The 19098-nt window shown below is 41.8% G+C and carries 18 protein-coding genes; all 18 read left to right on the plus strand.

Annotated elements, in window-relative coordinates; translation table 11 throughout:
• Positions 1-9: 9 nt before the first annotated feature.
• On the plus strand, positions 10-435 hold the full coding sequence (locus I2B62_RS03075) for a hypothetical protein (protein ID WP_195267500.1): 426 nt from the start codon (positions 10-12) through the stop codon (positions 433-435).
• A 221-nt stretch (positions 436-656) separates the two neighbouring features.
• Complete coding sequence (locus I2B62_RS03080; protein WP_195267501.1) at positions 657-938, plus strand: hypothetical protein; 282 nt, start codon at positions 657-659, stop codon at positions 936-938.
• Positions 939-1052: 114 nt separating this feature from the next.
• Positions 1053-1370, plus strand: a complete 318-nt coding sequence (locus tag I2B62_RS03085; RefSeq protein WP_195267502.1) for a hypothetical protein — start codon at positions 1053-1055, stop codon at positions 1368-1370.
• Positions 1371-1608: 238 nt separating this feature from the next.
• Entirely contained in the window at positions 1609-2697 is a 1089-nt protein-coding gene (locus I2B62_RS20440) for a DUF3991 domain-containing protein (protein WP_195267503.1), read from the plus strand.
• 250 nt (positions 2698-2947) lie between these two features.
• A complete protein-coding gene (locus tag I2B62_RS03095; protein WP_195267504.1) occupies positions 2948-6856 on the plus strand; it encodes a CAP domain-containing protein in 3909 nt (1302 codons plus the stop codon).
• A 56-nt stretch (positions 6857-6912) separates the two neighbouring features.
• On the plus strand, positions 6913-7566 hold the full coding sequence (locus I2B62_RS03100; RefSeq protein ID WP_195267505.1) for a helix-turn-helix transcriptional regulator: 654 nt from the start codon (positions 6913-6915) through the stop codon (positions 7564-7566).
• A gap of 9 nt (positions 7567-7575) precedes the next feature.
• A complete protein-coding gene (locus I2B62_RS03105) occupies positions 7576-8160 on the plus strand; it encodes a helix-turn-helix transcriptional regulator (protein ID WP_195267506.1) in 585 nt (194 codons plus the stop codon).
• Between the two features lies 1 nt (position 8161).
• Positions 8162-9133, plus strand: a complete 972-nt coding sequence (locus I2B62_RS03110; protein WP_243259397.1) for a phosphoadenosine phosphosulfate reductase family protein — start codon at positions 8162-8164, stop codon at positions 9131-9133.
• A 344-nt stretch (positions 9134-9477) separates the two neighbouring features.
• Positions 9478-10167: a hypothetical protein gene (locus I2B62_RS03115; RefSeq protein ID WP_195267507.1), complete on the plus strand. Its 690-nt coding sequence runs from the start codon at positions 9478-9480 to the stop codon at positions 10165-10167.
• Between the two features lie 352 nt (positions 10168-10519).
• A complete protein-coding gene (locus I2B62_RS03120; protein WP_195267508.1) occupies positions 10520-10855 on the plus strand; it encodes a DUF5406 family protein in 336 nt (111 codons plus the stop codon).
• A 149-nt stretch (positions 10856-11004) separates the two neighbouring features.
• Positions 11005-11463 (plus strand): XF1762 family protein, encoded by a 459-nt coding sequence (locus tag I2B62_RS20445; RefSeq protein ID WP_243259398.1) that lies wholly within the window; start codon positions 11005-11007, stop codon positions 11461-11463.
• A gap of 144 nt (positions 11464-11607) precedes the next feature.
• Positions 11608-11781, plus strand: coding sequence for a hypothetical protein (locus I2B62_RS03125; protein ID WP_195267509.1), 174 nt, complete (start codon positions 11608-11610; stop codon positions 11779-11781).
• Positions 11782-11895: 114 nt separating this feature from the next.
• Positions 11896-12180, plus strand: a complete 285-nt coding sequence (locus I2B62_RS03130) for a hypothetical protein (protein WP_195267510.1) — start codon at positions 11896-11898, stop codon at positions 12178-12180.
• Between the two features lie 58 nt (positions 12181-12238).
• Positions 12239-12562 carry a hypothetical protein gene (locus tag I2B62_RS03135; RefSeq protein ID WP_195267511.1) on the plus strand — a complete coding sequence of 108 codons (324 nt, stop codon included), beginning with the start codon at positions 12239-12241 and terminating at the stop codon, positions 12560-12562.
• An 88-nt stretch (positions 12563-12650) separates the two neighbouring features.
• Positions 12651-16685 carry a SpaA isopeptide-forming pilin-related protein gene (locus I2B62_RS03140; protein ID WP_195267512.1) on the plus strand — a complete coding sequence of 1345 codons (4035 nt, stop codon included), beginning with the start codon at positions 12651-12653 and terminating at the stop codon, positions 16683-16685.
• 149 nt (positions 16686-16834) lie between these two features.
• On the plus strand, positions 16835-16957 hold the full coding sequence (locus I2B62_RS20610; RefSeq protein WP_279354765.1) for a hypothetical protein: 123 nt from the start codon (positions 16835-16837) through the stop codon (positions 16955-16957).
• Positions 16957-17652, plus strand: a complete 696-nt coding sequence (locus I2B62_RS03145) for a 5-bromo-4-chloroindolyl phosphate hydrolysis family protein (RefSeq protein ID WP_195267513.1) — start codon at positions 16957-16959, stop codon at positions 17650-17652. Before I2B62_RS20610 ends, I2B62_RS03145 begins: the two co-directional genes overlap by 1 nt.
• Before the next feature lie 34 nt (positions 17653-17686).
• On the plus strand, positions 17687-19057 hold the full coding sequence (locus I2B62_RS03150) for a hypothetical protein (protein ID WP_195267514.1): 1371 nt from the start codon (positions 17687-17689) through the stop codon (positions 19055-19057).
• The last annotated feature ends 41 nt before the right edge of the window (positions 19058-19098 follow it).

Genomic DNA, 19098 nt, shown 5'->3' on the forward strand with positions numbered 1-19098 from the left:
AGAGACGGTATGACTAGAGTTAAAGAAATACACATCTACAAAGCTAAAAGAAAAGTAGGCGGTGATTGGATTATAGGATTTCCTTTAATCATTGACGATGAATGGTATATTCGCAGAGAAAATGATTTTAAGAGCTATAAGATCATTTATGAGACGCTTTGTCGCTGTACAGGTAAGCGAGATGTTATGAAGGAATTGCTTTTTGAACATGATTATATTGAAAGTATGAATAATGGCTTGTTTATGGAAATATGCTATGGAGAATACCTCGCATATTGTCCAGCTGATGAGATCTGGCTGCCGACAATCGGTTTTTATGCGAAAGCAGAAAATTATAAAGATATGCCAGTCGGAGAACTGCCGGATTATGCACTCAGATTACACAACAAATTTGATGACAAAGGAGAAGAAAATGAAAATTCAAAACGATTTTAGAAATATTAGCAATCGGCCTTGGATTTATTTTATCGGCAAAGCCTATCAACCCTCGTAAGAGGGATGGGCAAGATACGCCATTGTCGGACATTTTGGTTTCACCAAAATGCCCAACAATCGCAATCTTGTTTTTCCGTTTGTCCCAAACCGAAAAAGTTAAAAGGGGCAAGCCCCTTAGACCCCGAAAACCAAAATCTAATGATATTCTAAGGAGTAAATAGATGCCAGAATTTAAAGAGCATTACGAAGAAGAATTAACCGCAGTGTTGTCAGCCATGCTTGGATGCAAACCGGATGAAATACTCGATCTTTTCAAATCAATGGATAGCGATATTATAGAATTGTCGGCACAAGCTTTGACAGAAAATGCATCTGCTTCAGGTGGTTATGAAGTAAGCCTTGAAAATCTTAAAAAAGAAATTAAGAATTATGAAGAATGGAGAGTGGTATTTGATACGGAAGGTTATATTGGTTCTGATGAGACAGAAGAAGATGAACGATAAAGGACAGGATATGTTGCCGGTCACGTGACCGAAAGACGTGCATCCCGCTATTTAAGTAGGTATGAGCCGGTTTTAAAAAATGGTTAACGGTTAAATGATTATGGAGGTATCATTATGAAATACAAAGATATGGCCCTGAAAGAAGCTCAGCTGAATGAAAAAGAAGCCTACCTTAAACAGTGGGAAGAAGATCTTAATAAAAGAGAAGAAGGGCTTAATTATAGACAAAATGAACTTATGAAAACAGCGGATTTCATAAGTGTGAGGATCGAAAAATTTAATGAGCAGCTGGGAATAGCGCAAAAAAATTATTTAGTAAAAAAACGACAGCTGTCTGCATGGGAGTATAATTTGAATTTAAGGGAAAGGAACATAGGCATACCGGACTATGAAACAAATAACGTTCATGGATATATACCAACAGAACGATAGACATCCGGAAATAAGAAAGGCAACAAAAAATGCTTTTTTTCTTGACGAAAACAAAGACATATCCTATACGGCTAAATGTAACACCTGTATGAGTGATTGTAAGCAGAGCTATCGTGCGAAAATAATCTGCTGCCCAAAATACAAAAGAATAAAATGAAAATACAAGTCATTGTCTGGCTTTAGATTCAATCACTCGGTCGAGTGATTTTTTTATTGTCTTTTCAAAGGAGGAAGATCAGTGCGTTATCAGGAGAAAGTTCAAATAGCAAACACAATGTCGATTTTTGAATACTGTGAGTTAATTGGCTTTGAGCTAAAAAAAGTCGGCAGAGACTATAAACATCCAGACCCACAAGGAGATTGGAACGGTCTTAATGTTACTTTGGACGGTTGGGGTTGGAAAAACTTTTCACCGGATAGTGTTGGATTTGACCGCGGGGGCCCTATTCTCTTTGTTCGTTGGCTGCATGAAGTTCAAACCGGGGAAGCTTACAACCAAGTAGAGGCGATCAATGAAATGGTAAAACTTAAAGGCTATGATTTATCGGAAGAAATTTCAAAAAAAGATTATCGAGCACTGATTAATCAAAATGTTAGCAATGTAAAAAAGAGATTGGATAACAAGGAAAGCAGATTAAATCAAAAGAAAGAATTTGAACTGCCGCCAAAATCGAATAATTATAGCCGCCTTTTTGCTTACCTTACAAAGAAAAGAATGCTGGACAAGGTTTTTGTTCAAAATCTTGTAAATAAGCATGTTCTTTATGAAAGTGGTGATTTTCATAATTGTGTGTTTTTATGCCAAAACTTTCAGCAAGAGATTGTCGGCGCTGTTTTGAGAGGAACTTATGACCATAACGGAAAAAAGTTTCAAAAATGCATTGGAGATGATGAACAATATGGTTTTGTAATAAAAGGAAAAAACAACCGGATGCGCATCTTTGAATCGCCCATTGATCTTATTAGCAGAATGACCATATTTAAAACTTTTTTTCCACACAAGCTCAATACAGCACTGGAAGATACATGGCTCAGTATGAACGGGCTTAAACACGAGAAAATTTTTCATTATTTAGAGAATCATCCGGAAATCGATGTGGTCGTATTATCCGTAGATAATGACCCACCCGATAAGTTTGGCAAAAGAAGAGGGCCTGATTTTTGTATTAAATTCAAGGAGCTTATCGAAGAAAAATATCCCGGAAAATATGAACTAAAAATAGATATTCCGAAATACACAAAGGATTGGAATGACGATTTAGTTTATATGAAAAGCCAAAGGATGGTAGTTCCTGCTCAAAATATAGAGAGTGCGGCCGAAAGATAACGTCCGGTCACGTGACCAGAATTCTTGAAAGCCGCATAAATAAAAGCATAGAAGCATGTTGTCAAAATGGTTAACATCTTTTTAGGCATCAAAGGGGGTGATTAAATGTAAAAAAATAGGCGTTTTAAAATGTAACAAAATAAGCATATTTTAATTGACTATGTTACAAAATAAGCGTAAAATGTAGGTATGATTTTACGCGAATGATTCAATAACTTACTATTTAAACTCAAGAAAGAAGGAAATAAAAATGAAGAACAATAATGAAGTATCAAGCGTAATCAAATCAGCAAAAAAAGCAGCTATTGGAGCAGGCGTTGTCACAGGTGTTGCAGCATTTTCGATGCTGCCCGGTGGACAGGTTGCACGAGCAGAAGAACTGCTCGCAGATCCGGCGAATCTTGAAATGGTTGTAACAGAAGAAGTACAGCAGGAAGTCAACAACGTATCAAGCGAAGAACTGGCAGCAGCCAATGAAATCATTGTCAACAGCGCGGAAGACAGCAGCATGGACGTTGACACTGCCGATGCAGAGGACACCTATACAGAAGATCCCTTCAGTGACGAAGACTATTCCGAGCCAGAAGAAGTTGGAAATGACGAAGACGTCTCTTATACGGAAGATACCGGATATACGGAAGATGATTCCTATATTGAAGGTGCAGATTCAGAAGAAGAACTGACAGACGGCAGCAATGCTGCAGCAGATGAAGAAAATGCAGAAAGTACAAGGGATGTATCCGATGTAGATGTGAGTACAGATCAGTCTGCTGAAAATGATCTTTCCCATGAACTGGTACAGCCGCCAACAGATGAGCTTACAGACGAAAGCATTGTGAATAAGGACGATGGCCTGTCAGCGGATAAGACCGATAGCGAACAGATTCAGGATGAAAAAGCAGATACCGAAGTGAAGGAGAATACCGAAACGCCAACGGTAACTGAGGACATTATAGATAAAGACGAGATCAAAAATAAAGAGGAAAATGGAGAAGGAAATATGATTGTAGATTCAAATGTACAGAACACCACTGTACAGGACGCTCAGATTGAGGCCGCCCAGAATACCCAGCAGTTCATGACTGCCGCCATACAGACGGCTCAGAATTATGGCCAGAGTTTAACCCAAAAGGATATTGTCGATCTGTACAACAAATATGTATCGCCCTATCATGACGCTTCAAAGGAAAACGATCTGTTTGCAATGATTCAGGAAACCTACAACGCAGACGGTTCGTTATCACAACAGAGCCAGGAAGCGGCATTGGGACTCATCAACTTTTTCCGAGCACTTTGTGGACTCGGTGAAGTGACAGTTTCTCAAGACGATAACAAATATGCTCAGGCCGGTTCTGACTATCTGGCAGACACAAACTTTGAAAGCGGCAATCCCCATAACGCCGCCGATGGCAGCGGAAATGCCGATGCCATTAAAGGGCTGCATTCCTCCAATATTTCCATGGGCAGCCAGGGCTACAGCATTTACGATCTTTTACTCATGCAGTTTGGGGATGATGATGATCAGAATGGTACTTCCCTCGGTCATCGTAGATGGCTGCTCGATCCAGATTTAAAAACTGTTGGGTTTGCAGCATCGAAAGGAACCAACTGGAAGTATTTCGTGCTGACGTATACCGCAGTGGATAATCCAGACCGGGAAAACGTTGCATTCCCGAATGACGGTTTCTTCCCCATTGAAGCATTGATCAGCAGCTCAACCATGTATGGCGCACCCTTCAACGTTTCCTTGGGTAGTGATTATAAAGTTACCAGCCCCAGCGGCATGAAGGTGACCATCACAAAGGATGATGGCACTACCACCGAATTTAATTATGTCAGCTCAAGCTCTAACCCAGATATGGATGCGAACTGGTGGACAGTCAACACGGGTGGTTATGGCAGCGGCTCCGCCATTATTATCAACCCATCCTACAACTGGCTGGGCGATTATCAGGCGCTTGCCGGTCATTCGTTTACGGTCGCCATTACCGGATTAACCGATAAAGCTGGCAATCCGGCCACCATTACCTACACCATCAACTTCTTCTCATTGCAGCAGGCCGTCAAAGAACAGGCAGCTGACCGGGAAGCCGCTCAGAAAGTCACGGATCAGATTAACGGCATTAAGCCAACCGACGAACTGACTTACAACGATTATGATTCCGTGAAAGGAATCGAATCAGCCTATAATGGATTAACAACCTCCCAGAAAGATTACGTCGCTCAGAACAGCGTTCAGAAGCTGAATGAAGCCGTACAGAAAGTAACAGAATTGAAAGCGACCCATGAAGCCGATCAAAAAGCCGCAGATGTCGTCAAAGCCGCCATCAACCAGATTCCAGCGGACGTTACACTGGAAGCCGAAGGTACTGTTACGTCAGCCCGTGATAAATACGACCTGTTGACACAGGATCAGAAAAATCTGGTCGATAACTATCAAAAACTGACCGATGCAGAAACCACCATCGCGGCATTAAAGAAAGAGCAGGCAGAAAATCAGGCAGCCGCCCAGAAGGTAACTGACCTGATCAATGGTCTGCCGGATAACATTACTTTAGAAAACAAAGCAGCCGTTGAAGATGCACGAGCCGCCTATGATGCACTTAACGATAAGGCAGAAGCCATGGTCAGCAGCCAGACCGTGAGCAAGCTGACCTCAGCAGAATCAAAAATTGTTCAGCTCGAAAAAGAAGCCAATGACCTGAAAGAAGCATCTAAAGTGATCAATCAGATCAATGCCCTGCCAGGCGTTAATGACATTGAACTTGAAGATGAAAGCGAAATTACAGCCGCCAGAACCGCATATGACGGGTTAACAGATGATCAGAAAGCGATTGTCGAAAAAGAAGGTGCAGTAAAGACCTTAACTAACGCAGAAAAGAAACTGGCCGAAGTCAAACTCCAGCACATGCAGGACGAAGAAGCGGTTAAAACCGTTACCGATGCGATTGGCAAACTGCCAGATACTGACGCATTACAGATGAGTGACGAAACAGCTGTCAACGATGCATCCAATCTCTATAACGCTATGACCGACACCCAGAAAGATATGATGGATCAGGCCGTTGTCCAGAAACTGGAAGATGCAAAAGCACAGATCACTAAACTTATCGCACAGCACAAAATTGATGTTGAAGCAGCAAAAACCGTCACCGATCAGATCAACAGTTTGCCTTCAGTTGTCGATCGTAACGCAGAACAGGCAGTTACAGAAGCCAGCAAAGCTTATGAAGGATTAACCGATACCCAGAGAGCATTAGTCGATCCAGCCGCCGTTAATAAACTGGAAGCCGCTGTTAAAGTGATTGACAATATTCATACCGCAGATGCGGTAACGAACCAGATTCAGGAATTACCCGCGGTGGATAATTTAACCTTAGAAAACCGAGATGCTGTGAAAGCTGCAGTTCGTGCCTACAATGCCCTGACCGATGAACAGAAACAGTACATCGATGCCAATACCAAAGCAGCTCTTGACAGCCTGGTACATCAGATTGATGTGCTTGACGTTGAAAATGTGACGAATATCATCAATGGCCTCAAGGATCTGGATGACCTGACACTGGAAGACAAAGAAGCCGTACAGCGCGCATCCGATGCCTATGACGCACTTTCCCCTGAAGCCAGGGCGATGATGGATCAGGAAGTTTATAACAAACTGGATCAGGCGGAAGATAAAATTACCGACCTGGAAGACGAACAAGCAGCTGATCAGGTTGAAACAGTGGTCGGCGCCCTCAAGAATCCAGGGGAATTAACACTGGAAGATAAGGGAGCCGTTTACGCAGCCAGAGATATGTACAATGCACTCTCAGAAAACGCAAAATCCAAACTTGATCCGGCCATGGTGCAGAAGTTAGCTGATCTGGTGAAACAGATGGATCAATTAGTTGCCGATCATGAAGCTGAACAGAATCCGGGACAGGATGGCAATGGCGGCACTGGCAATGTGAATGATGGCAGCAACGGTGGAGTTGGCGGTTCGACAACCGGCACGGGCACCGTCGTTGATCAAAATGGTGCGGATAATGGCACAAACGGTCCGAATACCGGGATCAGCCAGACAAGCAGCACTGGATTAATCGCCAGCATTCTGGCACTGTTCGGAATTGGCGGTGCTGGTTTATTCGCAAGAAGAAAACGCAAAGCCAACAAATAATAAAAAGATGAAAGAGTCGCGTTAAACCGCGGCTCTTTACTTTTTTGGAGATTAAAATGAGACTTGGCGAAAAAATAAGATTACTTCGAAATAGAAAATTTTTAACCCAGGCAAAGTTAGCAGAAAAGGCTGACGTAAGCTTAAATTCACTTCAAAAGTATGAAAGCGGAGAGAGTACACCTAAAATTGAAAATATCACAAAGATTGCTACAGCCCTTGAAATAGATATTAATACGCTGATCGAAGATACGGATTATCAAAAATATGTATTAAACGGTTCCCTGATTGGCAATCGGATAAAAAGTGCCAGGTTGAAGAAGCGGTGGACTCAAACTGATCTAGCTCATAAAATTGATATGAGCCAATCTATGGTTGCAGCCTGGGAAAGGAACGATAGGAAACCAAAGGAAAAAACATTAAAAAGAATCGCAGATGCTCTTGAAGTCCCGCTAAAGTACTTTGATATAACATCTATGGATAACGAGTTTGAAGAGTGGATAGAAGACATGATTACATTGGATGGATCATTGCCGAACCTTATGGATGAAATCATCCGATGCTTGAGAGAGGCAGATATAGAAAAAAGAGGAAAGATACTAAAATTATTAGATTATATTACAACGATGCCGTACAGTATCCTTGATGATCTACTGAAAGTTTGTCGGTTTAAAGAACTGGAAGCATTTTTAGATGATGATCTGAGTCATTGAGGAGAAATAATGAAAAATAATAATATTGGAAATATCATAAAACAAGCGCGAAAGAAAGAAGGCCTTACTCAAGCAGAATTAGGCGAGTTAATGGGCATCACCGCTGTTACAGTGGGACAGTGGGAAACTGGCAAGCGGATTCCCAAGGACGAAACAATTGAACGGTTATCAGAAGCATTAGGAATTGATTTAGCCGATAGCATAAACGCTATTTCTTTTAGCCGAACGTCAGATATACTTACCATATTATATGATTTAGCTTGTCACGAAAAGATACCGGTCGAATTATTGATAAAATCGGTTATATTTGAAATGGAATTTGTGCTAAAAGAATTGGAATTGCATTGGCGTTACTTAAATAGGGGAGATATTGATTCCAGACAATTGCTGGACGAAGATTATTTTAGTGAACCTGAAGTGAACGGTTATGACTTTAGCCCATATTGGGACAGCAGGACGCCAGAAAATGCGGAACACAGAGAACGGTTAAGCAAAAAAATAACAGACGCACTAAAGGAATACGTAGAGGCCACGAAAATAATGAGTCCTTATTATCGGATTACCGATACGTACAGAGTGGAGGTAGAAGAATAACTTGACTAACGAAGATTTAAAAACCATGCAGGCGTGGCCGCTGGAAAGGAAAATAAGAGTAAGCCAGCTGCGAATTATGGAATGGTACCAGCACTGGGGTGGAAAAGTCTATGTAAGTTTTAGTGGCGGGAAAGACAGCACGGTATTACTCGATCTGGCCCGGCGTGTATATCCAAACATTGAGGCGGTGTTTGCAGATACAGGTCTGGAATATCCAGAAGTCCGAAAATTTGCTTTAAGCCACAGCAATGTTACAAAGATTAAACCAGAAAAGCGATTTGATGAAGTGTTGACAGAGAAAGGTTATCCAATTGGAAGTAAAAAAGTCGCGCGCATGATCCGTACCTGCCAAAATCCGACAGATAAAAACGAAGCGAGTGTACGACTCTACCAAACAGGGATTAAGAAGGATGGCACAAAAAGTAAAAATTTTAAACTTGCTAAGAAATGGTTGAAGTTTATCGACAGCGAGTATCGAACGTCAGAGGAATGCTGCGATATTATGAAAAAATACCCGTTGAAAAATTTTGGCAAGGCAACTGGTAAAAAGCCAATTATTGGGACAATGGCAGAGGATAGCGCATTTCGGAAAATAAACTGGCTTAAAACGGGATGTAATGTTTTTGACACGGATGATCCGCAATGTAAACCCCTAAGTTTTTGGGGCGAGCAAGACATCTTAAGGTACTTGAAACTAACGGGCACACCCTACTGCTCCGTTTATGGGAATATCGTTAAGGTAGACGGAAAACTGGCAACAACAGGAGAAAAGCATACAGGCTGCATCTTTTGTTTATTTGGAGTAGAGCGAGAAAAAGAACCGAATCGTTTCCAGAAGCTTAAGAAAATAGACCGTCCAAAATACAACTACTGTATTGGCGGAGGGGAATTTGATCAGTACGGAAAATTAATCCCGAATAAAAAAGGACTCGGAGAGGGAAAAATTTTAGATTTTATGGGTGTTCCATATTAGGAGAAAGAACAGGATTATTATCGGCTTAAAGACTATCAAGACCCATGTAAGGCGATAGATCAGCTTGGGCGATATGAAGACATCGGCTTTTCTCCAGAGAATCTCCAGCAGATGGTTGATCGGCAGAAATGGCACGTTGTGGCTGAGGGAGACTTGCCGCCGAAACCATTAACTAGTGGAGAGCAGTATCTTATTACTGAGAGATATCCAGACGACCATAATAAAAATACGATTGATATAGTATATTGGGATGGAAGTGTATTTCATAGAAAGATACATGGAGATGCGATAGAGAATGTGTTCGCCTGGCGAGAGCTGCCGGAGCCGTGGGAAGGAGAGGAAGAATGAAAGACAAATTTTTCGAGCATAAGATCATTCTGGCGAATCCAGAATTAGCAAACGAGTATATGAAACTTAAATCACAGATTACCACTCAATCAGAATGGTATGGTCATTCGTATGCTGATTTAATTGGTATAGTTTACGAAAATGGTATTAAGAAGTCCACTTTTAAAAAAGATCAGAAATCTGGGAATTTTGAAATACTCGACAGCTTCATCGCAACGGGGAAGTTAATGGAAGACATAAGATATAAGAAAGATGGAACTTCTTATACAAAATATTATGTTTTGTATAATGTAGAAAACCATTCTAGTACGAAACCAACGGTTGTAGATGCCGATTTAGACAATCAAGCTTGTAACGTTAGGCGAGAGTATACATATGAAATCCTGTTAGGGTATGAAGGCAAAAAGCGTTATCTTACAAATACGTGTAGGTCAACAGGCCCTGGAGGCTTGTCGCTGCCCGATACAACTTCACAATTAGAAGATTTCTTTGAAATGTTATTTGAAGATAAAGATAAAGGTTTTAGATCAGAAAAGGATTTTTGTGATGATTCTAACGAGATTTTCTATGTTGATTTTTATGACGATACCGGAGAAGAATTTTCGTTATGGTTTGATAGCATACAAGAGATTCTTGACTGTGTACGTTCTATTCGGATTATTGACATTAAAACAGCAATTATATAGAAGTAGTAACGCCAGATGATTAAAATCGACATTTCAGGAGGAACAGGAGTGATCTCCTGGTTGTTTTCATAATCCCAATAGCAATCGTCGTGCTTTATCTTTTGAGGGCACTTATTTTTGGAATGGAAATAGAGATCATCGGACTTGGATATATGGTGTTGTTCGCGTTTTTGGCGTACATTTCGTGTTTTATTCGCATCATCAATGACTTAGCAGGAATACAACTAGGCATTACAATATTTTTATATTCTTAGTCTTTTTACAATATGGGTACTAGTGCTGATATGTAAGTTGAGTATTAAACTCTTTAAAAAAGAAAATGAAGAATCAACAATATATATGGAGGAAAGCAATGGAAGAATTTAATAGCTGCCGTGGTAAACTCAGGATTTTTGATGTAAAGTTCACATTTCAAAGTGGAGAGTATAAAGGATCAATTGTAACGCAAATAAAAGGGAATTTAAGCCCTTATGATGCACTTAAGCACTTAGATCCTGATTCTGATGAGCTAAAGCTTGTGCAAAATGATTGTGGCTATACCGAAGCAGAGGACGATGAAGAAAACTGGTGGTTTGAGGTGGTGCTAAAAAACACGGAAGGCGAAACGTGCCATATTGAGGACGAATGTTGTTATTTAGAAGATTATATTGTCGCAGCAGAGATTATGAAGGCGGAAAAAATGACCTAATGCAAAATGAAGTATGAAGATATGATGAACGTTTTTGGAAAGTCCGTTTGGTGTAACAATGTTCTATCAGGCAACGATGAGCAACAGGTTTTAGATTTTATATCGGAACAGCGTTGTATCAAACGTAATGGAGATATGTCCTGTGTAGAATGTTGGAACCGGGAGGTAGAAGAATAGAAATACGACCAATTACTTTTAAAGAAGCCTGTGAATTTATCGCACAAAACCATCGACACCATAAACCTACAGTAGGCCATAAGTTTTCGATAGGCTGCTTTGTAGCAGGCAAAATGGTAGGTTGTGCTGTATGTGGGCGTCCAGTAAGCAGACATTTAGATGATAGAATTACCTGTGAGATCAATCGCCTATGCACAGACGGCACATATAATGCTTGCAGCATGCTATATGGAGCGTGCTGCCGTACAGCAAAGGCAATGGGATACAAGAAAATAATAACCTATATTTTAAAGTCTGAACTTGGGACAAGCTTGAAGGCAAGTAATTTTATATACGATGGAGAAGCCGGAGGAACACACTGGACAGGCGCGCGAAACAAAGGACAGAATATACCAGCAGAAATGAAAACTAGATGGTACCGAGAGTTATAATGGAGGTAGAAGAATGACCAAAGAACTAAAACCCTGCGCTCACTGTGGTAAAGAGAGACATATAAGAGTAAGATAAGATATCTGACTGCACCCAGCCAATTTTGAACCACATTGTGATACCTTTGGTTGCTTAGGAGGTTGAAAATGCCAGTACAGATTGATATGGAAATGCCCAAAAGCTGCTTAGATTGTCGATTTTGCATAGAAGAGTCCTCCGGCGGTGCCAATTATATTTTAAACGAGATGATTCTTATATCGTTGGCTATGTTTGGTGGTCGGACTGCGCCTGTTTGGATGTATAGTGATGTTTTAGCCTAACGGCAGCTGCCGGAGCCGTGGGAAGAAGAAAGATGAAGGATAAAAGAAAAAAATTAAATAAAGAAGAACTTCAGAGGGATCAAGTGAATCACGATGATGAAAGGAGGCAAAACCGTGACGAATATTAAAGCAGAACGCGATCCCGAAACCGGGATGGTCCGCGTTAATTTAAGGCAGTCAGGAAACTGCAGTGACTTGATCGATGAGATCGGAGGAATTACCGCAGCACTGATTGGGGAGACTATTCAGCGTTTTCGCCAGGCCTTTGAAAAACAGATGGGGATGGACGGAGAAGATTTCGCCGAAGAAAGTGTCGACACCATCGCGCAAGTCATGCAGGAGGGGTTTCAAAAAGGCACTGATACTTTGGTTAAAAACGGAAAACTGAGAAAAGATTAACTTCAGGAGTAAAACACACCATGAAAATTAAGTAGTTGAAAAAGAAAGAAGGGATGATATGAATGTGCTGACAGCAGCACTCATGATGATTGGGTTATTCATCATATCCGGGTTGATCGGAACCTGTACTGTTTTGTATATTAACATTCGATATGAAATGAAAATAGACCATACCTTAAAGTTTAGTCTGGCAGTGATCGCTTTTTTATTGATCTGTTTGATTTTAGGGCTTTTCGGTATGCTCACTGCATTTGGGACAATGTCAAGTTTTTACTGTGGCATTGTCCTTTTTGGTTTTTGGACCGGTTTAGGCTGTATGAGTCTGATGTCCGCAGCTTCCCGGCAGGAACAAACCCATTACACCGGAGGTAAAGAAAGATGATCAAAAGAAGCTCACAAAAGATCCGGGCGCCAACCTAGGATTGATTCTTTGACGGATAATTAAAATTAAACGAGAGGAATAAATAAAAATGTATAAAAACAAAGCTTTGAAAAAAACATTTTCGCTGCTTTTTGCGTTCTTATTCACCTTGCTGACGCTTCTGTCACCGCTGAGCTCAATAGTGGCAAAAGCCGAAGAAGGTGAGGATCAGGTACCGACGGGTGACCTGGCGCAGTATGCAGTGAACGAAGTCGGACAAACCGACCAGGGCTGGGTCATATACTCGTCTGAAGATCCTAATTACAATCCAATGACCCGGGCCTCCGGCAGCTCCGGTGTGTCTGTCTCGAAAGATTACGGTGGATACACGAGTTACACCCAGATCATCACCGTCGTGGACGATTCTGGTGTCGCGCATACCGCGTACTGTATTGAGCCCGATAAAAATACACCGAATGGAACCATTTATAATCAGCAGATCACCGACAATGCTCAACTGAGAACCGTGCTCTATTACGGCTATGACGGCCCGGGAGGGGCTGAATTTATGACCCGTGAAGGCGGCGATGCGCAGAGCGCTTTCATGGATACCTGGTGGGCAGTAAGATTGGCATGTGGTGAAACCTCATCTAATCCCGCGGTCTACAATGATCCGAATATTCGCTGGCTTCTCGATCACGCCAACGTTGAAGTTGGTGGAATCACAGTCAATGGTTCACCAGATACCCGGTGGAACGTCGGAGAAAAGATGCAGGAAACCGAATGGTACACCACCAGCGGCTCCGGCACCTTTACCCTTGAATTAGATGGCCTGGGCATTGTTGCCAAACTGAGCGACAGCCGAACCATCAGCGCCACCACTGCCGATATTCCGGTAGGAACTGCGTTTAAACTGTGTGCAGGCCCGGAAAAAGAAGGAACCGTGACGGTACCGATCAAAGCCACCAGCGTAGCTTATGCGAGCCTGATGTTTATTCCGGCATCTGAACCGAATACGCAGAGTGTCGTTGCCGGTGCCAGTGTCCAGGGACAGGGACAGGAAGCTTCCGCCAGTGCAAACTTTGTGAAGCGCGTAACTTACCCGGATGTACAAAAAACCGACAACCGCCATCTGGCACTTGATCTGAGTAAAACACAGCCATCCGGAGACGCAAGTCTTGACGGAGCCGTTTTTGGGCTCTACAAAGACCGTGAATGTACACAGCTGGCAGCTCAGGCAACCGTCACAAATGGCATTGCCGATTTTGGTGCTGTGGTGCTGGGGGACTATTTCTACAAAGAAATCAGTGCCGGTAATGGCTATAAAACCAATGAAACGGTCTATCCGGTCACCGTATGGGCAGAAGGAATGCAGGGCGTCACTGAGATCCCAAACGATGTTAAAACCAACCCAGTCAGCATTGTTAAATATGCGATCATTGATCCAGACAATGTTGATGACGTGTTAAATCCCCTGGCAAACGTTGATTTTACCCTGACCTTAAAGTCGTCCAACGAAAAAGGCGAAAAGCTGACGGAAGGGGACAATTTATTTAGCGGAAAAACCGATGAAAATGGCCGTATCCGCTGGGAAAATGTACCCGTGGGTACTTATGTCCTTCACGAAGTTAAAGCGCCTGAAGGCTTTATTTCCATTGACGATCAGATTGTTGTCGTTAATGGCAGCGGAGATGAAATCGAGATCCCGCTTACCAATAAAATGATGTATGGCGATCTCATTGTTGTTAAGAAAGATGCCGAAACACAGAAAGAAATTCCGGTATCCGGTGTTAAATTCAAGGTCATTGACCTGGCGACCATGCAGTTCGTCAAACAGTCCAGCGCAGCGACCCTGTTTATACCGACTGATACCTTTAAGACCAACGATGAAGGAAAACTGTCCCTTCCGAAAAAACTTAAAAGCGGCAGCTACGCCGTGGTTGAAGTTTCGTCTCCAGACGGGTACTTAACCGCAGGACTGACCGCCAGCAACAACACTCAAAAATATACGCTTGATGGCAAGGAGTACCAGGGTATTCCAGTCACAATCAGCCAGACTACCTGTGATAAAATCGAAATCGACGGCAAAACCGAATACAGCAGCACGGTCATTGTTTATGATCAACCTGCCAAAGGACGGATTGAAGTCACCAAAACCGGCGACCAGCTGGATGGTACCAAAACCACCCCAAGCAAATACGGTGATGTCACAGAATTTATCTTCACTGAAAAAGCCTTAAAAGGCACTGTATTTGAAGTTTATGCGGACGAAGACATTACGACACCCGACGGCACTGTTCGCCTGCATAAAGGCGATCTCGCGGATACCATGACCACTGGGGATAACGGAAAGGCTCTCACCAAAGACCTTTACTTAGGGAAATACAAAGTGGTCGAAAAATCCGCGCCGGAAGGTTTTGTCAATGCAGGAACAGAGCAGAAAGTCACCCTGAAATATAAAGGTGAAACCGTTCAGGCATCCGACAATGTCGAAAATACCACCTTCCACAACGACCGTCAGAATGTTGAGTTCCAGCTCACGAAACTGGAACAGGAAATCGACAAGATTGAACAAGAAGGCGAAGGCGTCACCATCCATTATAAGGATGTTCCAGCCAATGACATCGACTTTGGCCTTTACACCAAAGAAGCCATGCGTGACGGTAAAGGCGTCACCATCGCCGCGGATACGCTGGTATCCGTGAAGACCGTGAAAAAAGGCCAGGCGAATACCGTTGAAAATCTGCCGGCCGGCAACTACTACCTGAAAGAACTCAGCACCAAGGATCATCTGGAAGATAACAATTTCCGCTATGAAGTCACTTATGCTATCCAGGGCAACGATCCGCTGGTGGTGGTTCAGGCCAATAAGGGTGAAGCCATCAAGAATTATTACGTTGAACGTCCTTTTGAGTTTACGAAAAAGGACGTCTCGGATGGTATGTTGATTCCAGGCGTCACCGTCAATGTTTACGATGAAACCGGGGAGAATATTATCTTTACCGGAAAAACCGATGAAAACGGCGAAATCACCATCAAGCTGCCAGCAGGCAAATACTTCTACCAGGAAGTCGACGCTCCGGCGCCGTATTTATGCCCGGACGATTTATACCCGTTTGAAATCACCAAAGACAATGAAGTCACCCAGGCACTCATGACCGATGAGATGGCCATGGGCAATATCCGGCTGCATAAAACCGGCGAAGACCGGAACAATTATACCGTAGACGCATCCGGAACGGTCATTTACAAAGAAAAAGACCTTGAAGGTGCCGAATACGTGGTGAAAGCAGCGGAAGACATTGTCACCCCAGAGGGCGTTGTCAAAGCGTTTAAAGGCGATACTGTGGCCCATATGGTCACGGACAAAAAGGGAGAAGCCGCCGTTACAGAGGCTTTCTTCATGACCAAAGACGGCGCGGCTGCCCGTATGCCGGAAGAACCGGAAGAACCGGCGCCACAGCTGATTCAGCCGGAAGATGCAGAAACACCCGATACTAACAAACCGGATTCCGAAGCAAAGGCCATTGAGCCGATGGATCTCACTAAGATGGACGAAGAATCGACTGTCCCAGTAAAGTCCGAAACGGACTTATTCCTCGGAGACGGCACGGTCAAATATGACGTGGTCGAAACGAAAGCGCCGGAAGGCTACCGTTTGGATGAAACTGTCTATACCGTGGAGCTGAGCTTCAAAGACAATCAGACCCCACTGGTGGAAGTTGAGCTTGAATGCTTCAACGAAGCCAAAGGCGGAGACATTGTTTTGTACAAAGAAGACACGGAAGCCAAAACAGCCCTTAAGAACGCAGAGATCAACGTGATGGACGCGGATCAGAAAGTGATCTTTAAAGGAAAATCCGACGATGAAGGCAACCTGAAAATCGGCAAGCTGCCAGATGGCCAGTATTTCTATCAGGAAACCAAAGCGCCAGACGGCTATGTTCTTGATCCAACCATCTATGAGCTGAAAGTCGTGGATCATGAAACTGCGACCGCCACGCTGGGCAATGTGAAAGAAGAAATTCCGAGTACCGGGATTGATTCAAACAATAACCCGCTTTTCATTGGACTGGTTGGCGGTACTGCCTTGGCTTGTGCGATCATTTTAGGTGTCCATAACCGCCGAAAAGCTAAGAGATAGTTAGTACGAGCTTAATTATTACACACATTGGAGTGCCTGGTGTTTCCGGGCACTCTTTTCATTTATGGGAATGCAAGAAGTCTTTAGTGTGATGGGGCAGTACCATCCGTTCCCGAACAAGCGTATTTCAAAGAAAGGAAAGGGGAAGAATGATGAAAGCATTTTTACTACAAGTGGAATTATCATTAATTAATGATGATTTTATGAAGCAAGTTGAGTTAAAAACTAGAACGACTAAAGATGTTTTTTTAGGTATGCGGAGGATTAAGTAATGAGTGCAACATTGGAAGAAATCGTAGGTAGCGCAATGTACGATATAATTAATGAACTAATACCGTTAGTGATGTTTATGATTTTATCTATCACGATAATCGAAGTATCCCGATATATGGTAAGGAAAATGGAGGAAGATACTTCCGACACATCATATGAAAATGGGAGTACAGATGTAAGTAAAGAGGAAACCGTTAAATATAAAGCATCTAAAAATCAACTTTACCTGCGAAAAAAAATCTTTTCAACGATTTCCTTGCTGAAAGAAAGATATTCGGAGGATTCGATGATTCCATTACTCGCATCCATATTAAACACTAGCAAAAAAATTGACCGATTCATCTTTGAACATCCTGATCGTATTGACTCGTTGAGACGCTATTCAAACTATTATCTGCCCATGCTGATCAAAATTTTAGATAAATTTATTGATTCTTTGAAATATGCTGGAGAAAATAGCGAATTTAGGGATGAAGTACAATCAGCACTCGAGGACACCCATACAGCCTTCTTGATGATTATTGATAATCTTTCGAAAAATATGGAAATGGAAGGTTCATGTGAGATTAAAGCCTATAAATCCGTTCTGGAAATGGATGGAGTGAAGGGGGATTTTTTTACTTATGATCCAAACTCTTATAATAAAGGGTACAAGTCAGAAGATGATTTTATAGGAGGAGATAAAAGTGAATAATTAATTTATATATGACTGTATATTATCGGTGATCATGTTATTGCTGCTTGTTTCTTTGGGCACAGGCTTATACGGTCTTTTAATATCGAGCAGTAGGTATGAAAATAAACCCCGCCCAATAAAAAAAATCTTTCCAGATCCAATCCTTGCGGACTATATTCTGCAAGAAGTGAATAAAGGTATTGGGGTGTTCAAAGTAAGCACTGACGATTTAATCAGTAAAAAAGATTTGAGGCATATCGAAAAAATCAATCTGGAAAATAAAGGAATTAAGAGCATTAAGGGAATTGAAGCACTGGTGAACTGTAAAGAAATAAATTTAGCATACAATCAAATTTCGAGAAAACCAAGACCTTCAGATTTACCATCTGAACTTAAAATGATTGATCTTTCTTATAATCAAATTAGAGAAGAATGGACATTTGATCCTGATGTCATGATGGATTTAAGCTTTAATCCCGGAAATCAGAAACATGATCCTGTTTTTTATTCTCGAAAAATGATAGAAGATTTAATGCAGCGAATCGGTATAAATGTAAGTGACCAGGAACGGATTTGGTATTTATATTTCTTTAATGCTGCAAGGCTGATTACTGAAGAAAAGCCTGGTTTTTCTGAATTAGGGTTTTATAAAAACAGTAATAATCGGCTGGAAATTAAAGGGGAAGAAATCAAAGAGTATCCATCCCGATTTTACCGAGACGATTACGAGCGGTTTAAATCCATTTTGGCTGGGATTCATCAGAATTATCAGGTGTTAAAAAATAATGAAGAAGATCCATTTAATAGCCTGTCAGAAAACGCCTATATTAGCAATCTGACGACTTATCAGTATTTTGCTGATCACAGTTACATGCTTGGCATCAAAATGGATGAAGTTTCTCATAAAAATAAAGACTTCTGTAAAGATAAAAACATTGTCACAGAAAAAAACACTCCTGTACCTAAAAAATATCAACCATCAAAGAACTATACAACATTAAGGGAAAAAATGTTTTTAATCAAAGCTCTGCTAGCGGAGAAAGACTTATCAGATCCAATGATTTCATTGCTTAAGGCGATTGGTGACAACACTGAAAAGATTGACCGTTTTATTTTTGATCACCCGGAAAGTAAGGATTCGCTGAGACGCTATTCAACCTATTATCTGCCAATGCTTTCAGATATTCTGGATAAATATATTGATTCAACTGAGTATAAAGGAGACAGCAGACAATTAAAGGATGAGGTGCATTCAGCGTTGGAGGATACGAATACTGCATTCAAGAAGATTCTTGAAAATCTTTCACATAACATGGAGATCGAAGCTTCCTGTGATATTACGGCCTATAAAGCCATCCTTGAAATGGACGGAGTAAATGGGGATGCCTTTTCAAATAAACAGGAGAAAGATGGTAAACCTTAAGAAAAAGATAATAATAAAATATGAATCTAAAATATAGAAAG

Origin of the sequence: Eubacterium sp. 1001713B170207_170306_E7, assembly GCF_015547515.1 — a bacterium.
Lineage (GTDB): Bacteria > Bacillota > Clostridia > Eubacteriales > Eubacteriaceae > Eubacterium.